Raw genomic sequence first — 17,211 nt, 5'->3', positions numbered from 1 at the left:
AGTGAAGTCGAATGACTCACACAGAGGTGCTCACCCTTGAGATTCGTCCATACGCCACCCCTGGCGGAATGGAGGCATTCGTCCCGCACGTACTCAACGCGACTCCACAGGCGCGGGAGCTCAAGAGCGCGCGCTCCGGACGGCGAAAGTGGACAGAGGCCGAGTTCTTCGACGACGTACGAAGGCGGTTACCATCCGACGCATCCAACGCCGTCCGCGCGCTGTTTGATGCTGTCTCCCAAAGCGCGAGCACCCTCAGTTGGGGCACGGGCGCTCTCCGAGGGTCCTTCAACCCCAAGTACGCGCATGTAGGCGAGCGTTCACCGATCAGCGTGTTCTCCGATGGTGCACTACACATGAACGGCTTCTGGATGGACGCCCCTTACGGGGCTCGACTGAAGGAGGCCGCACGAGAACTGTTCGGCATCGTTGCGAATGAACGGAACCCTGAAATCATCCCGGTCGACCTCTGGGTCCCCAAGAGGCAGGCGCTCCAAGACGAACTCGCGCGCCTGCTAGCGCCCAATCCAGCGGAACCCGGCGAACCCTAGCCGAGGCGCCTTCAGGTCGAGCCCAGCAGCCGAGGCGCTCCGCGTTGCTCCCGCCGCGCCCGAGAAGCCCTCCGTCCGGCGGAAGCCTCAGTGCGCATCAAAGCGGCACCCTTCGCCGGCGGAGCTACTCCAGAATCGGGAAAAACAAAGGCCCTGGAATCCTCAGCTTTCGCCAAGAACTCCAGGGCCTTCGATGGTCGGGGCGACAGGATTTGAACCTGCGACCACTTGCACCCCAAGCAAGTGCGCTACCAGGCTGCGCTACGCCCCGGCACTGCTGCTGCCGTGAAAGGGTGCGCTCTTATGCCCCTACATGACGTTCAGGTCAAGCAAGAGAAGCAGGGCACCGTCCAAAAAACTCACCCTTCCATGTCCTCCATTCCCTCTTCGTCGAAGTCCTCGCCACGGGCCTCGGCCGCGTCGGCGGCGGCCTCCTCCCGGGCGTCGATCTCCGCGTGGTCCTCCGGCGGCGCCTCACCGTTCAGGGCGCTCTTCAGCACCTGGCTCGGCCGGAAGGTCAGCACCCGGCGCGCCGAGATCTCGATCTCCTTGCCCGTCTGCGGGTTGCGGCCCACGCGCGCCTTCTTCTGGCGCACCTGGAAGTTGCCGAACCCGGAGATCTTGATCTTGTCCCCGCGCTCCAGGGTCTCCTTGAGCGTGTCGAACACGAGCTCCACGATTTCGGCCGACTCCTTCTTCGAGAAGCCGACCTTCTCGTAGACACCCTCGATGATGTCCGCCTTCGTCATGCGAATCCTCGGGAAGCCCTCGGGGCTGAACGCCGGGCACTGTTGCAGCCTTCCCAAAGACGTGTCAACCCTCTGACTTCATTCAGGAATTCAGGCGCGCAAGGCAGCCCCCAGCCGCTGCTTCACCTCATCCACGATGCGCTGATGCGCCTCGTTGACCTCCACATCGGTCAGCGTCCGCTCGGCCGAGCGGTAGCGCAGCGCGTACGCCAGGTTCTTCCGACCCTGGGGAATCTGCTCACCGGTGTACACGTCGAACACCTGAGCGTCCTCCACCAGCGGCTTGCCCACCTCCAGGATCACCCGACGCACCTCGTCGTTGGGCAACTCCAGCGGCACCACCACCGCCAGGTCCCGCAGCACCGCCGGGAAACGCGGCAGCGACCGGTACGCCGGCACCAGCTTCGAGGCCGCGTACAGCGGCTCCGTGTCCAACTCGAAGACGAACACCCCGTCCGGCAGGCCCAGCGCCTTCGCCACCCGGGGATGCACCTCGCCCACGTGGCCCAGCACCGTGCCGTCCGCCGCCTTCACCTCCGCCACGGCCTTCGGGTGGTACGCCGCCGGCCCCGCGGGCACGTACGTCACGCCCTCCACGCGGAGTGCGCCCAGCAGCCCCTCCACCGCCGCCTTCGCGTCGTAGAAGTCCGCGCGGGCATCCTTGTGCGTCCAGCTCCGGCCACCACCGCGCAGGCCCCACACCAGCCCCGCCACGCGAGGCACCTCGCGCGCCGCGGGACGCTGGCCCTGCCCGCCTTCCGCGTCCTGGAAGTAGGCCCGGCCCGTCTCGTAGATGGCCACCGCCTCCACCTGGTGCCGCACGCTGCGGGACAGGTTCTCCAGCAGGCCCGGCAGCAGGCTGGTGCGCATCACCGACTGCTCCGTGCTCAGCGGGTTGAGCAGCGCCACCGGCTTCTCCGCCCCCCAGCACCTCCAGGCTGCGCGGCGCGACGAACGAGTAGTTCACCACCTCGTCCAACCCCGCGCCGGCCAGCGCCTGACGCATGCGGCGCTCGGCCTCGGCATGCGCGGGCTCCGGGGCCAGCGTGGCCAGTCCCCGAGGCAGCGTCGCCGGAATGTTGTCGTAGCCGTAGATGCGCGCGACCTCCTCCAACAGGTCCTCCTCGCGCTCCACGTCGACACGGGCCCGGGGCACCTCGTACGTCGCCTGCCCCGTCGCCTCCTCGACCGCCTTGAAGCCCAGGGCCTCCAGGATGCGGCGGACCTCCTTCTCCGCCACGGCCACGCCCAGCACCTGCTCCACCCGGGCGAAGCGCAGCGTCACCTTCCGAGGCGGCTTCGGCGCCGGGTACACGTCCACACGGCCAGGAGCCACCGTGCCCCCCGCCAGCTCCGCGATGAGCTGCGCCGCCCGGTCAATGGCCGGCACCACGGCGTCCATGTCCGCCCCGCGCTCGAAGCGGTGCGATGCCTCCGTGTGCAGCCCGTGCCGCTTCGACGAACGCCGCACCGTGGAACCCTGGAAGTTCGCCGACTCCAGCACCAGCCGCCGGGTGCCCTCGGTCACCTCGCTGTCGCCGCCGCCCATGACGCCGGCGATGGCCTGCGCCCGGTCCTTGTCCGCGATGACCAGGTCATCCACGTCCAGGACGCGGTCCTTGCCGTCCAGCGTCTTGAGCTTCTCGCCGCGCGTCGCCGTGCGGACGACAAGCTCCTGACCGGCCAGCTTCTCCAGGTCGAAAGCGTGCAGCGGCTGCCCGTACTCCAGGTTCACGTAGTTGGTGACATCCACCACGTTGTTGATGGCGCGCACGCCGGCCGCCTTCAGCCGGTCCTGCATCCACTGCGGAGACGGGCCAATCTTCACGTTCTCCACCACGCGCGCCACGTAGCGCGGGCAGCGGTCCGGGGCCTCCACGCGCACCTTCACCTGCTCGGCGGCGGGCGTGCCCGACTCCGCGGGCTTCGGCTGGGGCACCTTCAACGCGGAGCCCGTCACCACGCTCACCTCGCGCGCCACGCCCAGGTGGCTGAGCGCGTCCGGGCGGTTCGGCGTGACGTTCACCTCCAGCACCACGTCATCCAGCCCCACGGCCTCCGCGATGGGCGTGCCCACGCGCGTGTCCGCCGGCAGGATGAGCAGGCCGCTGGACTCCTCGCTCAGGCCCAGCTCCTTGGACGAGCAGAGCATGCCGAAGCTGTCCACGCCGCGCAGCGCCGCCTGCTTGATGTCCATGCCGTTGGGCAGCTTCGCGCCCACGGTGGCCAGCGGCACCTTGTCGCCCACCTTGAAGTTCTTCGCGCCGCACACCACCTGGAGCAGCGCCGTCCCGCCGATGTCCACCTGCGTGACGGACAGCTTGTCCGCGTTGGGGTGCTGCACGGACTCCTTGATTTGCGCCACCACCACGCCGCGAAGGGCCTCCGCGGGGCGCTCCATTCCCTCAATCTCCAGGCCCGCGGCGGTCAGCTTGCGCGCCAGTTCGTCCTCGGACGGCGGCAGCGCCACGTAATCGCCCAGCCACTTCACCGAAATCTTCACAGGTCCACCCTCTTCTTCAATCGGCTGGAACACGGGGGCCCACCAGCGGCCCCCGGGAATCTCAGAACTGCTCGAGGAACCGCGCGTCGTTCTCGAACATCATCCGCAGGTCGTCGATGCGGTAGCGCAGCATGGCGATGCGCTCCACGCCCATGCCGAACGCGTAGCCCGTCACCTCGTTCGGGTCATACCCGGCGGAGGTGAAAACGTTGGGGTGCACCATGCCGCTGCCCAGCACCTCCAACCACCCCGTCTGCTTGCAGATGCGGCAGCCCTTGCCCGCGCAGTTCGTGCAGGTGATGTCCACCTCCGCGGAGGGCTCCGTGAAGGGGAAGAAGGACGGGCGGAAGCGCGTGCGCGTGTCCGAACCGAAGAACGCCGTCACGAACGCCGCCAACGAGCCCTTCAGCTCGGCGAACGTCACGCCCTTGTCCACCAGCAGGCCTTCCACCTGGTGGAACATCGGCGTGTGCGTGATGTCCGAGTCGCGCCGGTACACCCGGCCCGGCATCACCGCGCGGATGGGCGGCTTGCGGTTGAGCATGTACCGCACCTGCACCGGGGACGTGTGCGTGCGCAGCAGCGCGGAGCTGTCCGCCTTCTTCGCGTGGCCCAGCGTGGCCTCGTCCACGTAGAAGGTGTCCTGCATGTCCCGCGCGGGGTGGTCCTTCGGCAGGTTCAGCGCCTCGAAGTTGAAGTAGTCCAGCTCAATCTCCGGGCCGCTGGCCACGTCGAAGCCGAGCCGCGAGAAGGTCCGGACAATCTCCTCCATCGTCCGCGACACGGGGTGCCGGCTGCCCAGCGCCACGCCGCGGCCGGGCAGCGTCACGTCCAGGCCCGGGCCCTGAAGCTGGGCCTCCAGCGCGGCCGCCTCGGCGCGCTCCACGGCCTCGGCGAGCAGCTTCTCCAGCTCCGCCTTCACGCTGTTGGCCACCTCGCCCAGCGAGCGCCGCTCGTCCGGGGGCAGCTTGCCCATGCCGCCCAGCACGCCGGACAGCTCACCCTTCTTCCCCAGGTAGCGGACCCGCAGTGCTTCCACCGCGGACAGCTCCGACGCGCCGCCAATCTCCCGCCTCGCGGACTCCGCGAGCGCCAGCAACCGATCCCGCATGGACTTCCGCCTCCGTTCCAGTTCCCCGCGCGCCCTTGGCGCCGAGGCAAAAAAAAGGGCCGCCCCAGAGAGGCAGCCCGTTCAAACATCCGGACAGGGTGGCCAGCGTCAGCCCACCACCCCACCCGTTCTGTCTCCAGCCTTGCGAGCTGGATGTGTCTCAGGCCGCCTTCGCGATGTTGGCGACGGCCGCAAAACCCGACGGATCCGCGATGGCCATGTCGGACAGAACCTTGCGGTCCAGGCCGATCTTCGCCTTCGCGAGGCCCGCGATCAGCTTCGAATAGGAGAGGCCCACCGTGCGGGCGGCCGCGTTGATGCGGACGATCCACAGGCGACGGAAGTCCCGCTTGCGCTGCATGCGGTCGCGGCTGGCGTAGTCCAGCGCCCGCTCAACCGCCTCGTTGGCGCGCTTGTAGCAGTTCTTCCGACGGCCGCGGTAACCCTTGGCCAGCTTCAAAATCCTATTACGACGACGACGGGCCTTGACACCCTTCTTCACGCGCATGACTGCCTCACTTCGGACTGCGTAGTTTGGAAGCCCCCCGGCGCAGGCTTACCGCCGCTCCGACGAGGCCACGTTGTCCCTGACTTCAGAACCGCGAAATCAGCCCCCGTAGGGGAACATCTCCTTGATGACCTTCTTCGCGTCCATGTCGCGAAGGTGGCCGGTCCCGCGGTTGCTGCGCTTGGACTTCGGCGTCTTCGAGAACGTGAAGAGGTGCTTCGCGAAGGCCTTGCCGTGCTTGACCTTGCCGCTCTTCTTCACGTCAAAGCGCTTCTTCGCGCTGCTGCGGGTCTTCAACTTCGGCATCGTCCTGATCCTTCCATGCCCCATGCCGTTGGACTTGAGCGGCAGGTGCGAGAACTCTCGAAAATCGGGGAACTTGGGCAGGCTCCCCTCGAAAGTGCGTCAAGATACTTAGGTGCAACAGGGAGTCAAGGCCCGTCAGCAAGCCGACAGGCGTCCTGACCTTCCGATCACGGCAGGGCCGCTTCCTTCGCCAGCAGGGCCTCGAAGTCCGTCACCTTCATCGTCTTGAGGTCCTCGCCGCCGTACCGCCGCGGCGACACGCCCTCGCCCGACACCTCGTTGTCGCCCACCACCAGGGTGAACGGCACCTTCTGGAGCTGGGCCTCGCGGATCTTCGCGTTCATCGACAGGCCGCGCTCGTCGAACTCCACCCGGTAGCCCTTCGCCCTCAGGGAGTCCCGAACCTTTCGAGCGTAGTCGTTCTGCCGGTCCGCCACCGTCACCAGCACCGCCTGGATGGGGGCCAGCCAGGCCGGGAAGGCGCCGGCGAAGTGCTCGATGAGGATGGCCGTGAAGCGCTCGAACGAGCCGAAGATGGCGCGGTGGAGCACCACGGGGCGGTGCTCGGCGTTGTCCTCGCCCACGTAGGTCAGGTCGAAGCGCTCGGGCGCCAGGTAGTCCAGCTGCATGGTGCCCAGCTGCCACCGGCGGCCGATGCTGTCCGACACCGCGAAGTCGATCTTCGGGCCGTAGAACGCGCCGTCACCCGGGGCCAGCTCGTACTCGAGGCCCAGCGACTCCAGCGCGGCCTTGAGGCCGCCCTCGGCGCGATCCCACAGGGAGTCATCACCCAGGCGCTGCTCGGGCCGCGTGGACAACTTCACCGCGTAGGTGAGGCCCACCGCCTTGTAGACGTGGTCCAGGAGCTTCACGAAGCGCCGCACCTCGTCGGTGATCTGCGCCTCCGTGCAGTAGATGTGCGCGTCGTCCTGCGCGAACTGGCGCACGCGCGTGAGGCCGCCCAGGGAGCCCGCCGCCTCGTTGCGGTGCAGCACGTCCTGCGTGTGGTAGCGCAGCGGCAGGTCGCGGTAGCTGTGCTTCTTGAAGCCGTAGAACAGGTGGTGCGACGGGCAGTTCATCGGCTTGAGCGAGAAGTCGTGCTCCCCCGACTCGCTGTCGAGCACGAGGAACATGTTCTCCTTGTACTTGCCCCAATGGCCGCTGGTCTCCCACAGCCCCTTGTTGAACATCAGGGGCGTCTTGATCTCCACGTAGCCGTCGTTCTGCGTCAGCTGACGCATCCAGTTCGACAGCGTGGTGTAGAGCGTGGTGCCCTTCGGGGTCCAGAAGGCGGAGCCCGGCGAGTACGGGTGGAAGTGGAAGAGATCCAGCTCCTTGCCCAGCTTGCGGTGGTCGCGCTTCTTCGACTCCTCGATGCGCGTCAGGTACTCCGCCAGCTGCTTCTTGTCGAAGAAGGCCGTGCCGTAGACGCGCTGGAGCATCGGGTTGCGGTGGTCACCCCGCCAGTACGCTCCACTGGAGGAGAGGATCTTGATGATGCCGATCTTCCCCGTGCTGGGCGCGTGGGGCCCCAGGCAGAAGTCCACCCAGTCACCGTGCGTGTAGAGCGTCAGCGTCTTGGCGCCCTTGGCCGCGATGTCCTTGACGATCTCGACCTTGAACGTCTCGCCCTTCTCCTCGAACAGGCGCACGGCCTCGTCCATGGAGATTTCGGTGCGGACGAAGGCCATGTCCCGCTTCAGCTCGGCGTTCGCCTCGGCCTCGATCTTCTCCAGGTCCTCGGGCGTGAAGGGCTTCTCGCGGAAGAAGTCGTAATAGAAGCCCTCCTCCGTCGCGGGACCGATGGTCACCTGCGTGCCCGGGAAAAGCTTCTGCACCGCGCTGGCCACCACGTGGGCGGCGTCGTGGCGGATCAACTCCAGGGACTCGGGGCTCTTGGGCGTGAAGATCTGCAGCTTCACGTCCTCATCCAGCTTGCGGGCCAGGTCCATGTCCTGGCCATTCACGCGCGCGAAGAGGGCGGCCTTCGCCAGGCCGGGGCCGATGCTCTCCCGCACGAAGTCCGCGATCGTGGTCCCCCGGGCCGTCTGCTTCTGCGAGCCGTCGGGGAGCGTCACCGTGATGATGTCGGACATGCGAACCTCGGAAAAAAAACGGGCGGCAGGCTCTTTTAAAGCCGTGCCGCCCGCTGAAGTCACTCTTTGATGATGGGTCGTAGTGGGATCGAACCACTGACCCCTACCGTGTCAAGGTAGTGCTCTACCGCTGAGCTAACGACCCGTTGCAGCCGCTTCGGTGGCGCGGGGAATAACAGCGGGCTCCCCCAACTGTCAAGCAAACACAGAAGGCTTCTTCAACTCTTCCCGCGCGCCTTCGGATCCGCCGTTTCCAGCAGCGTGTGGACCCGGGACATGACGGCGTCGAACATCGCCGGGGTCAGCCGCCCCGTCTGCGTGTTCTGCTGGCTGACGTGGTAGCAGCCCAGCAGCGTCCGGCCGCCCGGCAGGCGCAGCTCCGCCCCATGCCCGAACGCGGGCCGAGGCGACGGAACCTCCATCCCCTGCCGCGCCAGGGCCACGAGCGCGGCGTTCCAGCCGATGGCCCCCAGCGCGAGCATCACCCGGCCCGGTAGCAGCGCCAGCTCGCGATCCAGGAACGGCGCGCAGCGGGCCAGCTCCTCTGGGAGGGGCTTGTTGTCGGGCGGAGCACAGCGCGCCGCCGACACGATGAAGGCGTCCTTCAGCCGGAGCCCGTCATCCCGGTGCTCGCTGAGGGCCTGATTCGCGAAGCCCGCGCGGTGCAGCCCGGCATAGAGGAAGTCGCCGGAGCGGTCCCCGGTGAACATCCGCCCCGTCCGGTTCGCCCCATGGGCCGCCGGCGCCAGCCCGACGATGATGAGCCGGGCCTTGGGGTCTCCGAAGCCGGGAACGGGCAGGCCCCAGTAATTCCAGTCGCGGTAGGCGCGGCGCTTCACTCGCGCCACCTCCTCCCGCCACTCCACCAGCCGGGGGCAGGCCCGGCAGCCGGTGATCTCCTTGTGTAGCGACTCCAGCTTCGTCACGGCGACTTGGGCTCCCCCGTGTAGAGCCGCGTCCGGCGGTAGCGCTCCACCACCACACTCAGGACCACCTTGAGGATGGCCGCCACCGGCACCGCCAGCAGGATGCCCACGAAGCCGAACAGCTCACCGAAGGCGAGGATGGCCAGGATGATCGCCACCGGCGCCAGCCCGACCTTCTCCCCCACGATTCGCGGGGTGATGACGAAGCCCTCCAGCATCTGCCCGATGACGAAGGTGGCCGCCACCGCCGCCAGTTGCCACGGCCCCTGCCACGACAGCATGAGCCCCACCAGCGACAGCACGATGCCCACGCCCGTGCCCAGGTACGGCACCATGTTGCCAAAGCCGGCAATCACCCCAATGACGATGGCCATGTCGATGCGCGCCGCGGACAGGCCCGCCGCGTAGATGACCGACAGCACGCCGCCGACGATGAGTTGGCCGCGCACGAAGGCGGAGAGCACCTCATCCACCTCCGCGAAGCGCCGGCTCACCAGCCCCACTGCGCGCCGGGGCAGCAGGTCCTTCACCATGCCCATCAGCCGGGGGTAGTCCTGCAGGAAGAAGAAGGCCAGCACCGGCACCACCGACAGGCCCAGCAACGTCACCACCAGCCGCGCCGTGTTGCCCGCGAAGCTCGCCAGGATGCGCGCCGCCGCCGGCCCCGCGCTCTGGACCAACTCTGACGCCTGCTTTCCCAGCTCGGCGGTGCGCTGGCGCACCAGGTCCGGCAACGAATGCCCCACCAACCCTTCCACCTTCGGTACCACCTGGGTGCTCGCACGGTGGAAGAAGTCCGGCAGCTTCGACGCCTCCTCCCGGAACACCGGGATGAGGTACAGCACCGCGCCGACCAGCATCAGCGTCCCCACCGCGAAGACGAGCGTCGTCCCCCACGTGCGGTCCAGCCGCCGCTTCTCCAGCTCGGTGACGATGGGATTGAAGATGTACGCGCCCGACAGCGCGAGCAGCACTGGCACCGCCACTCCGCCAAAGACGGAGAGCAGCGCGAACACCAGCCCTAGCGAGCCCACCATCACCACCGACCACCACAGGTCGATGCGCCGGGCGTCCGTCTCGGACAGGGCGGTCTCGGCCACCGCCACGGGCTCGGCGACCCGCGCACGGGCCGACTCGGCCGCGGCCTTGTCCTGGCCACGCGGCGGCGGCACCTCGTGAAGCACGGGGGCAGACCGGGCCGGCGGCGGTACGGCAGCGGCGGTGGATTTCACGGCGGCGGTGGAACGACCTTTCCTGCGGCGTCCGATGGCGCTCTCCTCTTCAGTCCCAGCTACGGCGGCGTCATGTCCTGATTGCACTTCACGAAAGCACAGGAAACGGGCTTTCGTGGAGGCCCGCTCGCTTTACACCCAGCCCGGCGTCACTCCGAACCACCGGCCTTCGGCCCAGAGGCGCGGAGCTGGATGGTCAGCCGCGCGCGGGCCCGGCTGGGCTCGAAGTATGTCGTATAGGGCCAGTACCCCTGCTTCTTCACTTCTATCTCGTGCAGGCCGCTGCCCACTCGCAGCGCCTTGGGGGAACCCGAGAAGTCGCTGCAGAGCCCCTGCCAGACGCCATCCAGATACACCTCCGCATCCACGGGCTCGCAGAGCAGGGCCAGGTTGCCGCTGGGATTCTGGGCTTCCGCCATCAGCTCGCGGGCCTTGAGCAGGGACTCGGGCTCCTGACGCTTCGCACACCCAGCGAACGTGGACACCATCACCAACAGCAGAACCTTCCGCATCAGCTCGCCGAGGACCTCGAAGTCACTGCGTGACGATCACGACCCGGCCCTCGGCCAGGAAGCGCGTGTTGGCCTCGACGAGCGCCTTCGCATCCTCCGAGGCGAGCACCAGGTCGGACCCCTTGGAACCCTTGGCCTTCACCACCAGGGGCTTGTCCCCCACCAGCGAGGCCTTCTTCGCCGCATCCAGGCTCTGGAACCACGCGGCCACGGCTGTCGCGGCACGGCGCTCGTTGGCCAGCGCCGCCGCGCCGTACAGCGCCTTGCCGCTGTCATCCAGCAGGCGGGGCGCCAGCACGGGCTGCACACCGAGCCCTCGCGCATCCACCACCAAGCCTGTGTACTTCTTCGTGCCCGCGCCGTTGATGGCGATGACGGTGTCCGCGGCGGGCGGCACGAACAGCGACGCGGTGAGGGCCGACAGCGGCACCTCCACGTCAATCTCCACGCCACTGTCGGAGAAGAACCGCCGGGCGACGACCTTGTAACCGCCCATCGCGGCCTCCACCCGTTTGCGGACGTCCTCGCGGGACAGCTCGTCCGCCACGGTGCGGCCCGCGCTGATGTGGAGGCGCCCGGCCTGGTCCATGAGGTTCTGGACGGCGGATTGCCTGGCGGTCCGCTCGGCGCCCAGCCGGGCCTGTCCGGGGTTGGAGGCCTTCAGGTCGGGAGCACCCACTCCCGTGGCCCGCAGAACCTGCCCTTCCCAATTGACGCCCGGTGCCCCCGGTGCCGTTTTCACGGCGGCGACGGTGAGCTTCGGGGCCTTCGCTTCCTTGCCCTGGCCGAACGCGGTCAGTGGCACGGCCAGCAATATCCCCCACAGCGAGTGCCTCACGGGAAATCCTCCAGCCCCTCGTCCGACGTCGCGGGTCGTGTCAGGGCAGAATGGCTTCCCATTCAACGGGCCCGCTTCCGGGGAAGTCAAGGCAGGCCCCTGCGGCACGGCGGGTATGCGTCAGTTCTCGTTGCCGTGACGGTCGACGTAGGCGTCGATCATCTTGCGGTGGCGGTCGGTGAGCAACGTGAAGCGCACGCCCGAGCGCTCGCGCTTGGCCCCCAGCTCGGCCCACTCACGGACCACTTCCCCCTCGGCGTAGATGATCTCCTCCGAGCCCGGGAGCTGGAACTGGAGGCCGATGCGCTTGGCCTCGTGCTGAGGCTCGAGCAGCCGGGCGAGGCTCAGCCCTTCCTGGCTGATGTCCGCGGCCCGCGACATGTACGGCACGCCACCCATGTACTTGTTCAGGTAGATGTCGAGGGGCGCCCGCTTGTTCTTCCGCTTGTCGCTCATGGCTTCTTCGCCTCCGGTCAGGTGGTGCAACAGGTTGCTCCGGGGGTGAAGCAACCTGGATGCAGGGTAGAGGCGCGCGCCGAACGCGCAAGAAAACGGACGGCGCGCGGAGGACTCGCGCGCTCGCTGTGCTTCCTCGGTGAATTCTTCGCGCGGGCTTGTGTCTTCCGAGCGCGCGGCCACGCTCTATAGTGCGCCGGTTCTCATGAAAGGTGGATGCATGCGATCGATGTGGACGGCGGCCCTGGTGTTCGCGCTCGGCGCGACGGGCGCCCAGGCGCAGGACTCGAAGTCGGCGAAGAAGCCCGCGGCCAAGGCCGCACCGGCGACTCCGGCCGCCGCGCCGGCGGCGCCCGCTGCGCTGTCCGAGGAGGACCAGCAGACCCTCTACACACTCGGTCTCTCCATTGGCCGTGATTTGTCCCTCTTCGCGCTGTCGCCCGAGGAGCTGAAGGTGCTGCAACAGGGCCTGTCCGACGGACTCGGTGGAAAGACGTCCGACATCGATCCGAAGGAGCAGGCGCAGCGGGTTCAGGCCTTCGCCAAGAGCCGACAGGCCCTTGCGGGCAAGGCAGCGCTGGAGCGCGCCGCCAAGGAGCCCGGCGCGGAGGTGCTTCCCTCCGGCGTCGTCTACAAGCAGGTCCAGGCGGGAACCGGCCGCAGCCCGCGCGCCGTCGACACCGTCAAGGTCCACTACGAGGGCCGGCTGGTGGACGGCACCATCTTCGACACCTCCGCCCGCCGCGGAATCCCCGTCGAGTTCCCGCTCAACGGCGTCATCCCCTGCTGGACGCAGGGCGTGGCGAAGATGAAGGTGGGCGGCAAGGCGAAGCTCACCTGCCCCGGCAACACCGCCTACGGCGAGCGGCCGCCGTCCGGCTCGCGCATCCCGCCCAACGCCGTCCTCACCTTCGACGTCGAGCTCATCGACATCCCCGGCGACACGTCCCGGCAGCCGTAGGTCAGCGACTCAGGGCGGCCTCGGCGGCGCGGAGCAACGGCTCCGCGCTCACCGGGGCCCCGGTCGCATGAATCATCCACTGGTCCGGCGTCACCGAACCGTAGGTGGCCATGCGTTCGAACTCGGCGCCCAGCGGTCCCTTGCGCTTCAGGTGCTCTTCAATCTGGAACGCGATGAGGTGGCCCAGCGGATAGTCGGGCAGGTAGAGCGGATAGCTGATCATGTGGCTGTAGACGGCCAGCAGCGTGCTCCCCTCCCCGCCCAGCACCGGCGCGAAGTACTGGTTCCACACGTCGCGCGCGATGCCCACCACCGCCTCGCGAAGCTGGGCTGGCGTGGCATCCGGGTGCGCGTACATCCAGTGCCACACCGACATGTCCACCAGCGCGATGCCCGCGCGCTCCCACGTCTGCCACAGCTCGCCGAGCACCCGCTCCCGCTCGCTCGCCGCGTCCGGCTTGCCCAGTCCGAGCAACTCCAGGTCCCGCGACTGGAACACGAAGGCCAGCGCCTCCGTGAAGGCGTTGTTGGGCACCCCCGCGAGCAGCGTGTGGTCCACGCCGTAGAGGCTGAACACCTGCTCCACGTTGTGCCCCAGCTCGTGCACCGCGATGTTGTAGCCCTTGTAGTCCATGCCCCCTTCTCCACGCGCGTGCGCAGCCGGGGAAGTCGCCTCGCCGGAGCGCCGGCTGTGCGTGCCCCGCTCCGCGCGACGCGTCCACGCGAATTCGCTCCGCCAGCCACACGGCCTTCGCCTTCGTGAAGCCCATGCCCTGGAGGATGCGCGGCAGGTCCTTCGCGAACGCCTCCGCCGTGGGGTAGCGCTTGCGCGTCAGCGCATCCAGTTCGGACTCCTTCCGCTTGCCGCCCGGATTGAAGCCCGAGTACCAGAGGTCCTGCGGCTCCAGCTTCCGGCCCAGGCGCGCTTCAATCTCCTTCGCCACGCGCGGCACCAGCGGTGACTCCAGTACCTGTGTCAGCAGGGCCCGGACGCGCGCCTCAGGCAGCTCGCGGCCCAGCTCGAAGCTCCGGGCGATTCGCGTGGGCGCCACCGGCACGTAGGGGTCCGCCTGACGCGCCGCCTGGAAGGTGGCCAGCAGGTGCGCGTAGCGCGTGTCCGGCTCCGGCGAGGCATCCGGCTTCGTCGTGCGCGCGGGCGCATCCGCCTCCACCGTCTGCGGCGGCGCCACCGTGACGGTGTTGGTGAAGGGGTCCCAATCCAACCGCGGGTTGTCGATGACGGCCGCGGGAATCGTCTGCGTGATGATGCGCTCCATCACCTGGACGATCATCCGCTGCTTCAGCGCGCCCGTCGCCGCGTCGGAATAATCACCCTTCAGCTCGTCACGCAGGTTCCAGTGGCTGATGAGCCGCAGCCCCTTTGGGAAGGGGCGCCGCCCCTGCGCATCCACCAGGTGATGCATCCAGATGTTGTATTCGGCGATGTACAGGTTGGCCGCGGCGATGGCGCGCGAGGACGCCTGTTCAATCTCCGCGGGGACGCGCTGGTTGAAGCGCCCGGCCAGCCGCGTCTCGGCCCACTGCCGCCGTGTCCATGACGGCCCCTGCTCCACGCGCTCCGCCAACGTGGTGAGCGGGAAGTTGAGCAACACCACGAACCCCACGCGTGCGCGGAACAGGTCCGTGGTGACGTGGGCGGCCGGATCATACGCCGCCACCAGGGGCTCCACCGGCAGCAACGGCCCCAGGTCCAGGTCGGTGTACCACTGGAGCTCACGCCCGATTTCGTACAGGTGCCCGTCGAGCTGCTCGAACAGCCGCTCCAGCCGCTGGAAGGTCGCGTCGAGCGCGCTCGGATCGGACAGGAACTGTTCACGTGCGAACGCCGCGAGGTCTCCGTCCTCCGGCCGCCACATCGCCGCCACCTGATCCACGCCCCGCTCGATGCGGGCCCGCTGCGCCTCGCCGTGCCGCGTCACGAGCTCCGCCTTCAGCGCCGCCACGTCGAACGTGGACGTCATGGCGGGGGCCTCCTTCTCCGGGACGTTGGCAGGGGGTGGTGCCTTGGACGACGCGGCCGGGAGGGCGGCCGTGCCCGTGCTCGACGGTACGGCTGGCGTGGTGGAGCAACCCAGCGCGGCGAGAATGGGCAACAGACAGACGCGTGAGCGGCGGAACTTCGTCGACAAGGGCACGGAGCGCTCTCCAGAAAGCACGAAGGGCCCGACCCCGTGGGGCCGGACCCTCATGATGCATCAGAAGCAGTTCGAACGACGCTCGGCTCAGGCCGCGCGGACGTTCTGGGCCTGCAGGCCCTTGGGGCCGCGGGTCACTTCGAACTCCACCTTCTGGCCCTCCTGGAGGGTGCGGAAGCCATCCATGTTGATGGCGGTGTGGTGGCAGAACACGTCCTCACCACCACCGTCCTGGGTGAGGAAGCCGAAACCCTTCGCATCGTTGAACCACTTCACGGTACCAGTAGCCATTTGCTCTCTTCTTCTTTCGTCACGGACGCGAATATCCGCCGTCCGGTCCTACGAGCGAACCCGCCTAGACGGCTGCAATTTAAGCGTGGCCGCCCGGCGCGTCTACTCCAGACCGTCACCAACCGCACTTCTGGCCCTTGTTCTGCGCCTGGAGCCAGGTGCGCAGCGGGCTGAAGTAGTCGAGCAGCGGCGTGGCATCCATCTGCCGGGTTCCCGTCATGGCCTGGAGCGCGTCGGGCCACGGCTTGCTCGCGCCCAGCTCCAACATGGCCTGGAGCCGCTTGCCGGCCTCCTTGTTCCCATAGATGGAGCACTCGTGGAGAGCGCCCTGGTAGCCGGACGCCTCGCAGAGCGCCTTGTGGAACTGGAACTGGAGGATGCGCGCCAGGAAATACCGCGTATACGGAACGTTTGCAGGCACGTGGTACTTGGCCCCCGGGTCGAAGTCCTGCTCCGAACGGGCCACCGGCGCGGCGACGCCCTGGTACTTCTCCCGCAGCGTCCACCAGGACTTGTTGTAGTCCGCCGGCTGCACGCGGCCGGAGAACACCTCCCAGCGCCACTGGTCCACGAGCAGACCGAACGGCAGGAAGGCAATCTTCTCCAGCGCGTCCTTCATCTGAAGGTTGATGAGGTTCTTCTCGTTCTTCGGAACGGCCTTCAGCAACCCCGCCTGCTGCAGGTAGCCCGGGGTGATGGACAGCGTGAGCGCGTCACCAATGGCCTCGTGGAAGCCGTCGTTCGCGCCGGCCTGATAGAGCACCGGGAGCTGGTAGTAGTACGTGTAGTAGTAGTTGTGGCCCAGCTCGTGGTGGATGGTGACGAGGTCCTCCTCCGTGGGCTTGATGCACATCTTGATGCGCAGGTCGTTGCTGAAGTTCACGTCCCAGGCGCTGGCGTGGCAGACGACGTCGCGGCCTTCCGGCTTGGTGAACTGCGAGCGCTCGAAGAAGCTCGGCGGCAGCTCCTTGAGACCCAGCGAGGTGAAGAACTTCTCACCCAGCTTCACCATGCGCATCGCGTCATACTTCTGCTGCTTCAGCGCCGCGTCCACGTCCAGGCTGGCCTGTCCGGGGAAGGGCTCCACCAGCGGGTAGATGTTGTTCCACTCCTGCGCCCACATGTTGCCCAGCAGGTGCGCGGGAATCGGCTTGCCGTCGGGTACCTTGTCGGCGCCGTACTGCTTCGCCAGACGGCCGCGCACGTAGCAGTGCAGGTCGTCATAGAGCGGCTTCACCTGGCCCCACAGGCGCTGGGCCTCGACCTCGAACTCGGCAGGCGACATGTCATACGCGGAGCGCCACAGCGTGCCCAGGTCGTTGAAGCCGATGTCCTTCGCGCCCTCGTTGGAGATGGACACCAGGCGCTCGTACAGCGGCCGCATGGGACGGGCCACGGAGTGCCAGCCCTGCCACGCGTCCAGCAGCTCGTCGTAGTTGCGGCTCTCCGCGATGACGTCGGACAGCACCTCCAGGTCGCGGCACTTCCCCTTCCCGTCCGGTCCGCAGTACTTGCCCTTGCCGTAGAGGCCCTCCAGCTTCGCCGCCGTGGCGGCCAGCTCGGACCGCCGCTCCGCGTCCGACGGCGCCGGCAGCGCCTGGGACACCTTGAGCAGGTGCAGCATGCGCGCGGTGTCCGCGTCCAACGTCAGGCCCTCGAAGCGCCGTGCCTCCTTGATGGCGCCGTTGACGTAGGCCAGCACCTCTTCGTTGACGAAGGCGGCGTTCTGCTCGGTGTCATCGGTGATGTACGTGGACTTGATCCACTCCGCGGTGGCCTGCTTCGTCCACAGGCGCTTGAGGTCCGCGTTCACCTTCTCCGCGAAGGCCTTCGCCTCTGCCGGCGTGGGCTGCGACGCGGCGGCGGGAGACTCGGCGGGCGTGGGCGCCTCGCGTGTCACTTGCGAATCCTGGGCACACCCCAGGAAGGCGGGCAGCGCCATGACCGCGGCCGCACGCAGGAGGGAATTCAGGGGACGTTTCCGGTTCATGGCCGCGGACCGTAGAAGAACCCGC

Annotated in this window: 13 protein-coding genes, 2 tRNA genes and 3 pseudogenes; 2 read left to right on the top strand and 16 right to left on the bottom strand. The window is 67.9% G+C overall.

From position 1 onward, the window contains the following. Positions 1–11 precede the first annotated feature (11 nt). On the top strand, positions 12–551 hold the full coding sequence (locus QEG98_RS18985) for a hypothetical protein (RefSeq protein ID WP_316567612.1): 540 nt from the start codon (positions 12–14) through the stop codon (positions 549–551). Between the two features lie 194 nt (positions 552–745). Here QEG98_RS18985 and QEG98_RS18980 read toward each other — a convergent pair. The 13 genes and pseudogenes from QEG98_RS18980 to QEG98_RS18920 form a co-directional block, all read right to left on the bottom strand. After that, positions 746–822, bottom strand: a tRNA-Pro gene (locus tag QEG98_RS18980). Positions 823–1,021: 199 nt separating this feature from the next. After that, positions 1,022–1,300, bottom strand: a pseudogene (locus QEG98_RS18975) (integration host factor subunit alpha); the annotation flags it as partial. A 90-nt stretch (positions 1,301–1,390) separates the two neighbouring features. After that, positions 1,391–3,803, bottom strand: a pseudogene (gene pheT, locus QEG98_RS18970) (phenylalanine--tRNA ligase subunit beta). A 61-nt stretch (positions 3,804–3,864) separates the two neighbouring features. Further along, positions 3,865–4,914, bottom strand: a complete 1,050-nt coding sequence (gene pheS, locus QEG98_RS18965; RefSeq protein WP_011553619.1) for a phenylalanine--tRNA ligase subunit alpha — start codon at positions 4,912–4,914, stop codon at positions 3,865–3,867. Between the two features lie 160 nt (positions 4,915–5,074). Continuing rightward, a complete protein-coding gene (rplT, locus tag QEG98_RS18960; RefSeq protein WP_011553618.1) occupies positions 5,075–5,422 on the bottom strand; it encodes a 50S ribosomal protein L20 in 348 nt (115 codons plus the stop codon). Positions 5,423–5,521: 99 nt separating this feature from the next. Continuing rightward, positions 5,522–5,728: a 50S ribosomal protein L35 gene (gene rpmI / locus QEG98_RS18955; protein WP_011553617.1), complete on the bottom strand. Its 207-nt coding sequence runs from the start codon at positions 5,726–5,728 to the stop codon at positions 5,522–5,524. 167 nt (positions 5,729–5,895) lie between these two features. Next, positions 5,896–7,824: a threonine--tRNA ligase gene (thrS, locus tag QEG98_RS18950; protein ID WP_141588863.1), complete on the bottom strand. Its 1,929-nt coding sequence runs from the start codon at positions 7,822–7,824 to the stop codon at positions 5,896–5,898. Positions 7,825–7,897: 73 nt separating this feature from the next. Beyond that, positions 7,898–7,969, bottom strand: a tRNA-Val gene (locus QEG98_RS18945). Between the two features lie 73 nt (positions 7,970–8,042). Further along, the gene (locus QEG98_RS18940; protein WP_316567611.1) at positions 8,043–8,750 is read right to left on the bottom strand and encodes a uracil-DNA glycosylase; all 708 of its coding nucleotides are present in this window, start codon (positions 8,748–8,750) and stop codon (positions 8,043–8,045) included. After that, positions 8,747–9,922, bottom strand: coding sequence for an AI-2E family transporter (locus tag QEG98_RS18935; protein WP_316567919.1), 1,176 nt, complete (start codon positions 9,920–9,922; stop codon positions 8,747–8,749). Before QEG98_RS18935 ends, QEG98_RS18940 begins: the two co-directional genes overlap by 4 nt. A gap of 209 nt (positions 9,923–10,131) precedes the next feature. Continuing rightward, positions 10,132–10,494: a PEGA domain-containing protein gene (locus tag QEG98_RS18930; RefSeq protein ID WP_011553613.1), complete on the bottom strand. Its 363-nt coding sequence runs from the start codon at positions 10,492–10,494 to the stop codon at positions 10,132–10,134. 22 nt (positions 10,495–10,516) lie between these two features. Then, a complete protein-coding gene (locus QEG98_RS18925) occupies positions 10,517–11,440 on the bottom strand; it encodes a hypothetical protein (RefSeq protein WP_316567610.1) in 924 nt (307 codons plus the stop codon). A gap of 12 nt (positions 11,441–11,452) precedes the next feature. Further along, positions 11,453–11,788, bottom strand: a complete 336-nt coding sequence (locus tag QEG98_RS18920; protein ID WP_171410519.1) for a PilZ domain-containing protein — start codon at positions 11,786–11,788, stop codon at positions 11,453–11,455. Between the two features lie 220 nt (positions 11,789–12,008). Between QEG98_RS18920 and QEG98_RS18915 the strand changes: the two genes are divergently transcribed. Beyond that, positions 12,009–12,749, top strand: coding sequence for an FKBP-type peptidyl-prolyl cis-trans isomerase (locus tag QEG98_RS18915; protein WP_316567609.1), 741 nt, complete (start codon positions 12,009–12,011; stop codon positions 12,747–12,749). Between the two features lies 1 nt (position 12,750). On the opposite strand, the pseudogene QEG98_RS18910 reads toward QEG98_RS18915, so the two are convergent. The 3 genes and pseudogenes from QEG98_RS18910 to QEG98_RS18900 form a co-directional block, all read right to left on the bottom strand. Then, positions 12,751–14,959 (bottom strand): annotated as a pseudogene (locus tag QEG98_RS18910) (hypothetical protein). Between the two features lie 33 nt (positions 14,960–14,992). After that, positions 14,993–15,196, bottom strand: a complete 204-nt coding sequence (locus QEG98_RS18905) for a cold-shock protein (protein WP_011553608.1) — start codon at positions 15,194–15,196, stop codon at positions 14,993–14,995. A gap of 115 nt (positions 15,197–15,311) precedes the next feature. Beyond that, positions 15,312–17,186 (bottom strand): M2 family metallopeptidase, encoded by a 1,875-nt coding sequence (locus QEG98_RS18900; RefSeq protein WP_316567608.1) that lies wholly within the window; start codon positions 17,184–17,186, stop codon positions 15,312–15,314. Positions 17,187–17,211: the final 25 nt, after the last annotated feature.

The organism is Myxococcus sp. MxC21-1 (assembly GCF_032612255.1).
Classification (GTDB): Bacteria; Myxococcota; Myxococcia; order Myxococcales; family Myxococcaceae; genus Myxococcus; species Myxococcus virescens.
This window is presented reverse-complemented; position numbering and strand designations above follow the sequence as displayed.

What these genes read in the sequence shown, in the direction of transcription:
- QEG98_RS18900 (WP_316567608.1), bottom strand. Translation starts at nt 17,186, where the DNA reads ATGAACCGGAAACGTCCCCTGAATTCCCTCCTGCGTGCGGCCGCGGTC.
- QEG98_RS18915 (WP_316567609.1), top strand. Translation starts at nt 12,009, where the DNA reads ATGCGATCGATGTGGACGGCGGCCCTGGTGTTCGCGCTCGGCGCGACG.
- thrS (WP_141588863.1), bottom strand. Translation starts at nt 7,824, where the DNA reads ATGTCCGACATCATCACGGTGACGCTCCCCGACGGCTCGCAGAAGCAG.
- rpmI (WP_011553617.1), bottom strand. Translation starts at nt 5,728, where the DNA reads ATGCCGAAGTTGAAGACCCGCAGCAGCGCGAAGAAGCGCTTTGACGTG.
- QEG98_RS18930 (WP_011553613.1), bottom strand. Translation starts at nt 10,494, where the DNA reads ATGCGGAAGGTTCTGCTGTTGGTGATGGTGTCCACGTTCGCTGGGTGT.
- QEG98_RS18920 (WP_171410519.1), bottom strand. Translation starts at nt 11,788, where the DNA reads ATGAGCGACAAGCGGAAGAACAAGCGGGCGCCCCTCGACATCTACCTG.
- QEG98_RS18985 (WP_316567612.1), top strand. Translation starts at nt 12, where the DNA reads ATGACTCACACAGAGGTGCTCACCCTTGAGATTCGTCCATACGCCACC.
- rplT (WP_011553618.1), bottom strand. Translation starts at nt 5,422, where the DNA reads ATGCGCGTGAAGAAGGGTGTCAAGGCCCGTCGTCGTCGTAATAGGATT.
- pheS (WP_011553619.1), bottom strand. Translation starts at nt 4,914, where the DNA reads ATGCGGGATCGGTTGCTGGCGCTCGCGGAGTCCGCGAGGCGGGAGATT.
- QEG98_RS18905 (WP_011553608.1), bottom strand. Translation starts at nt 15,196, where the DNA reads ATGGCTACTGGTACCGTGAAGTGGTTCAACGATGCGAAGGGTTTCGGC.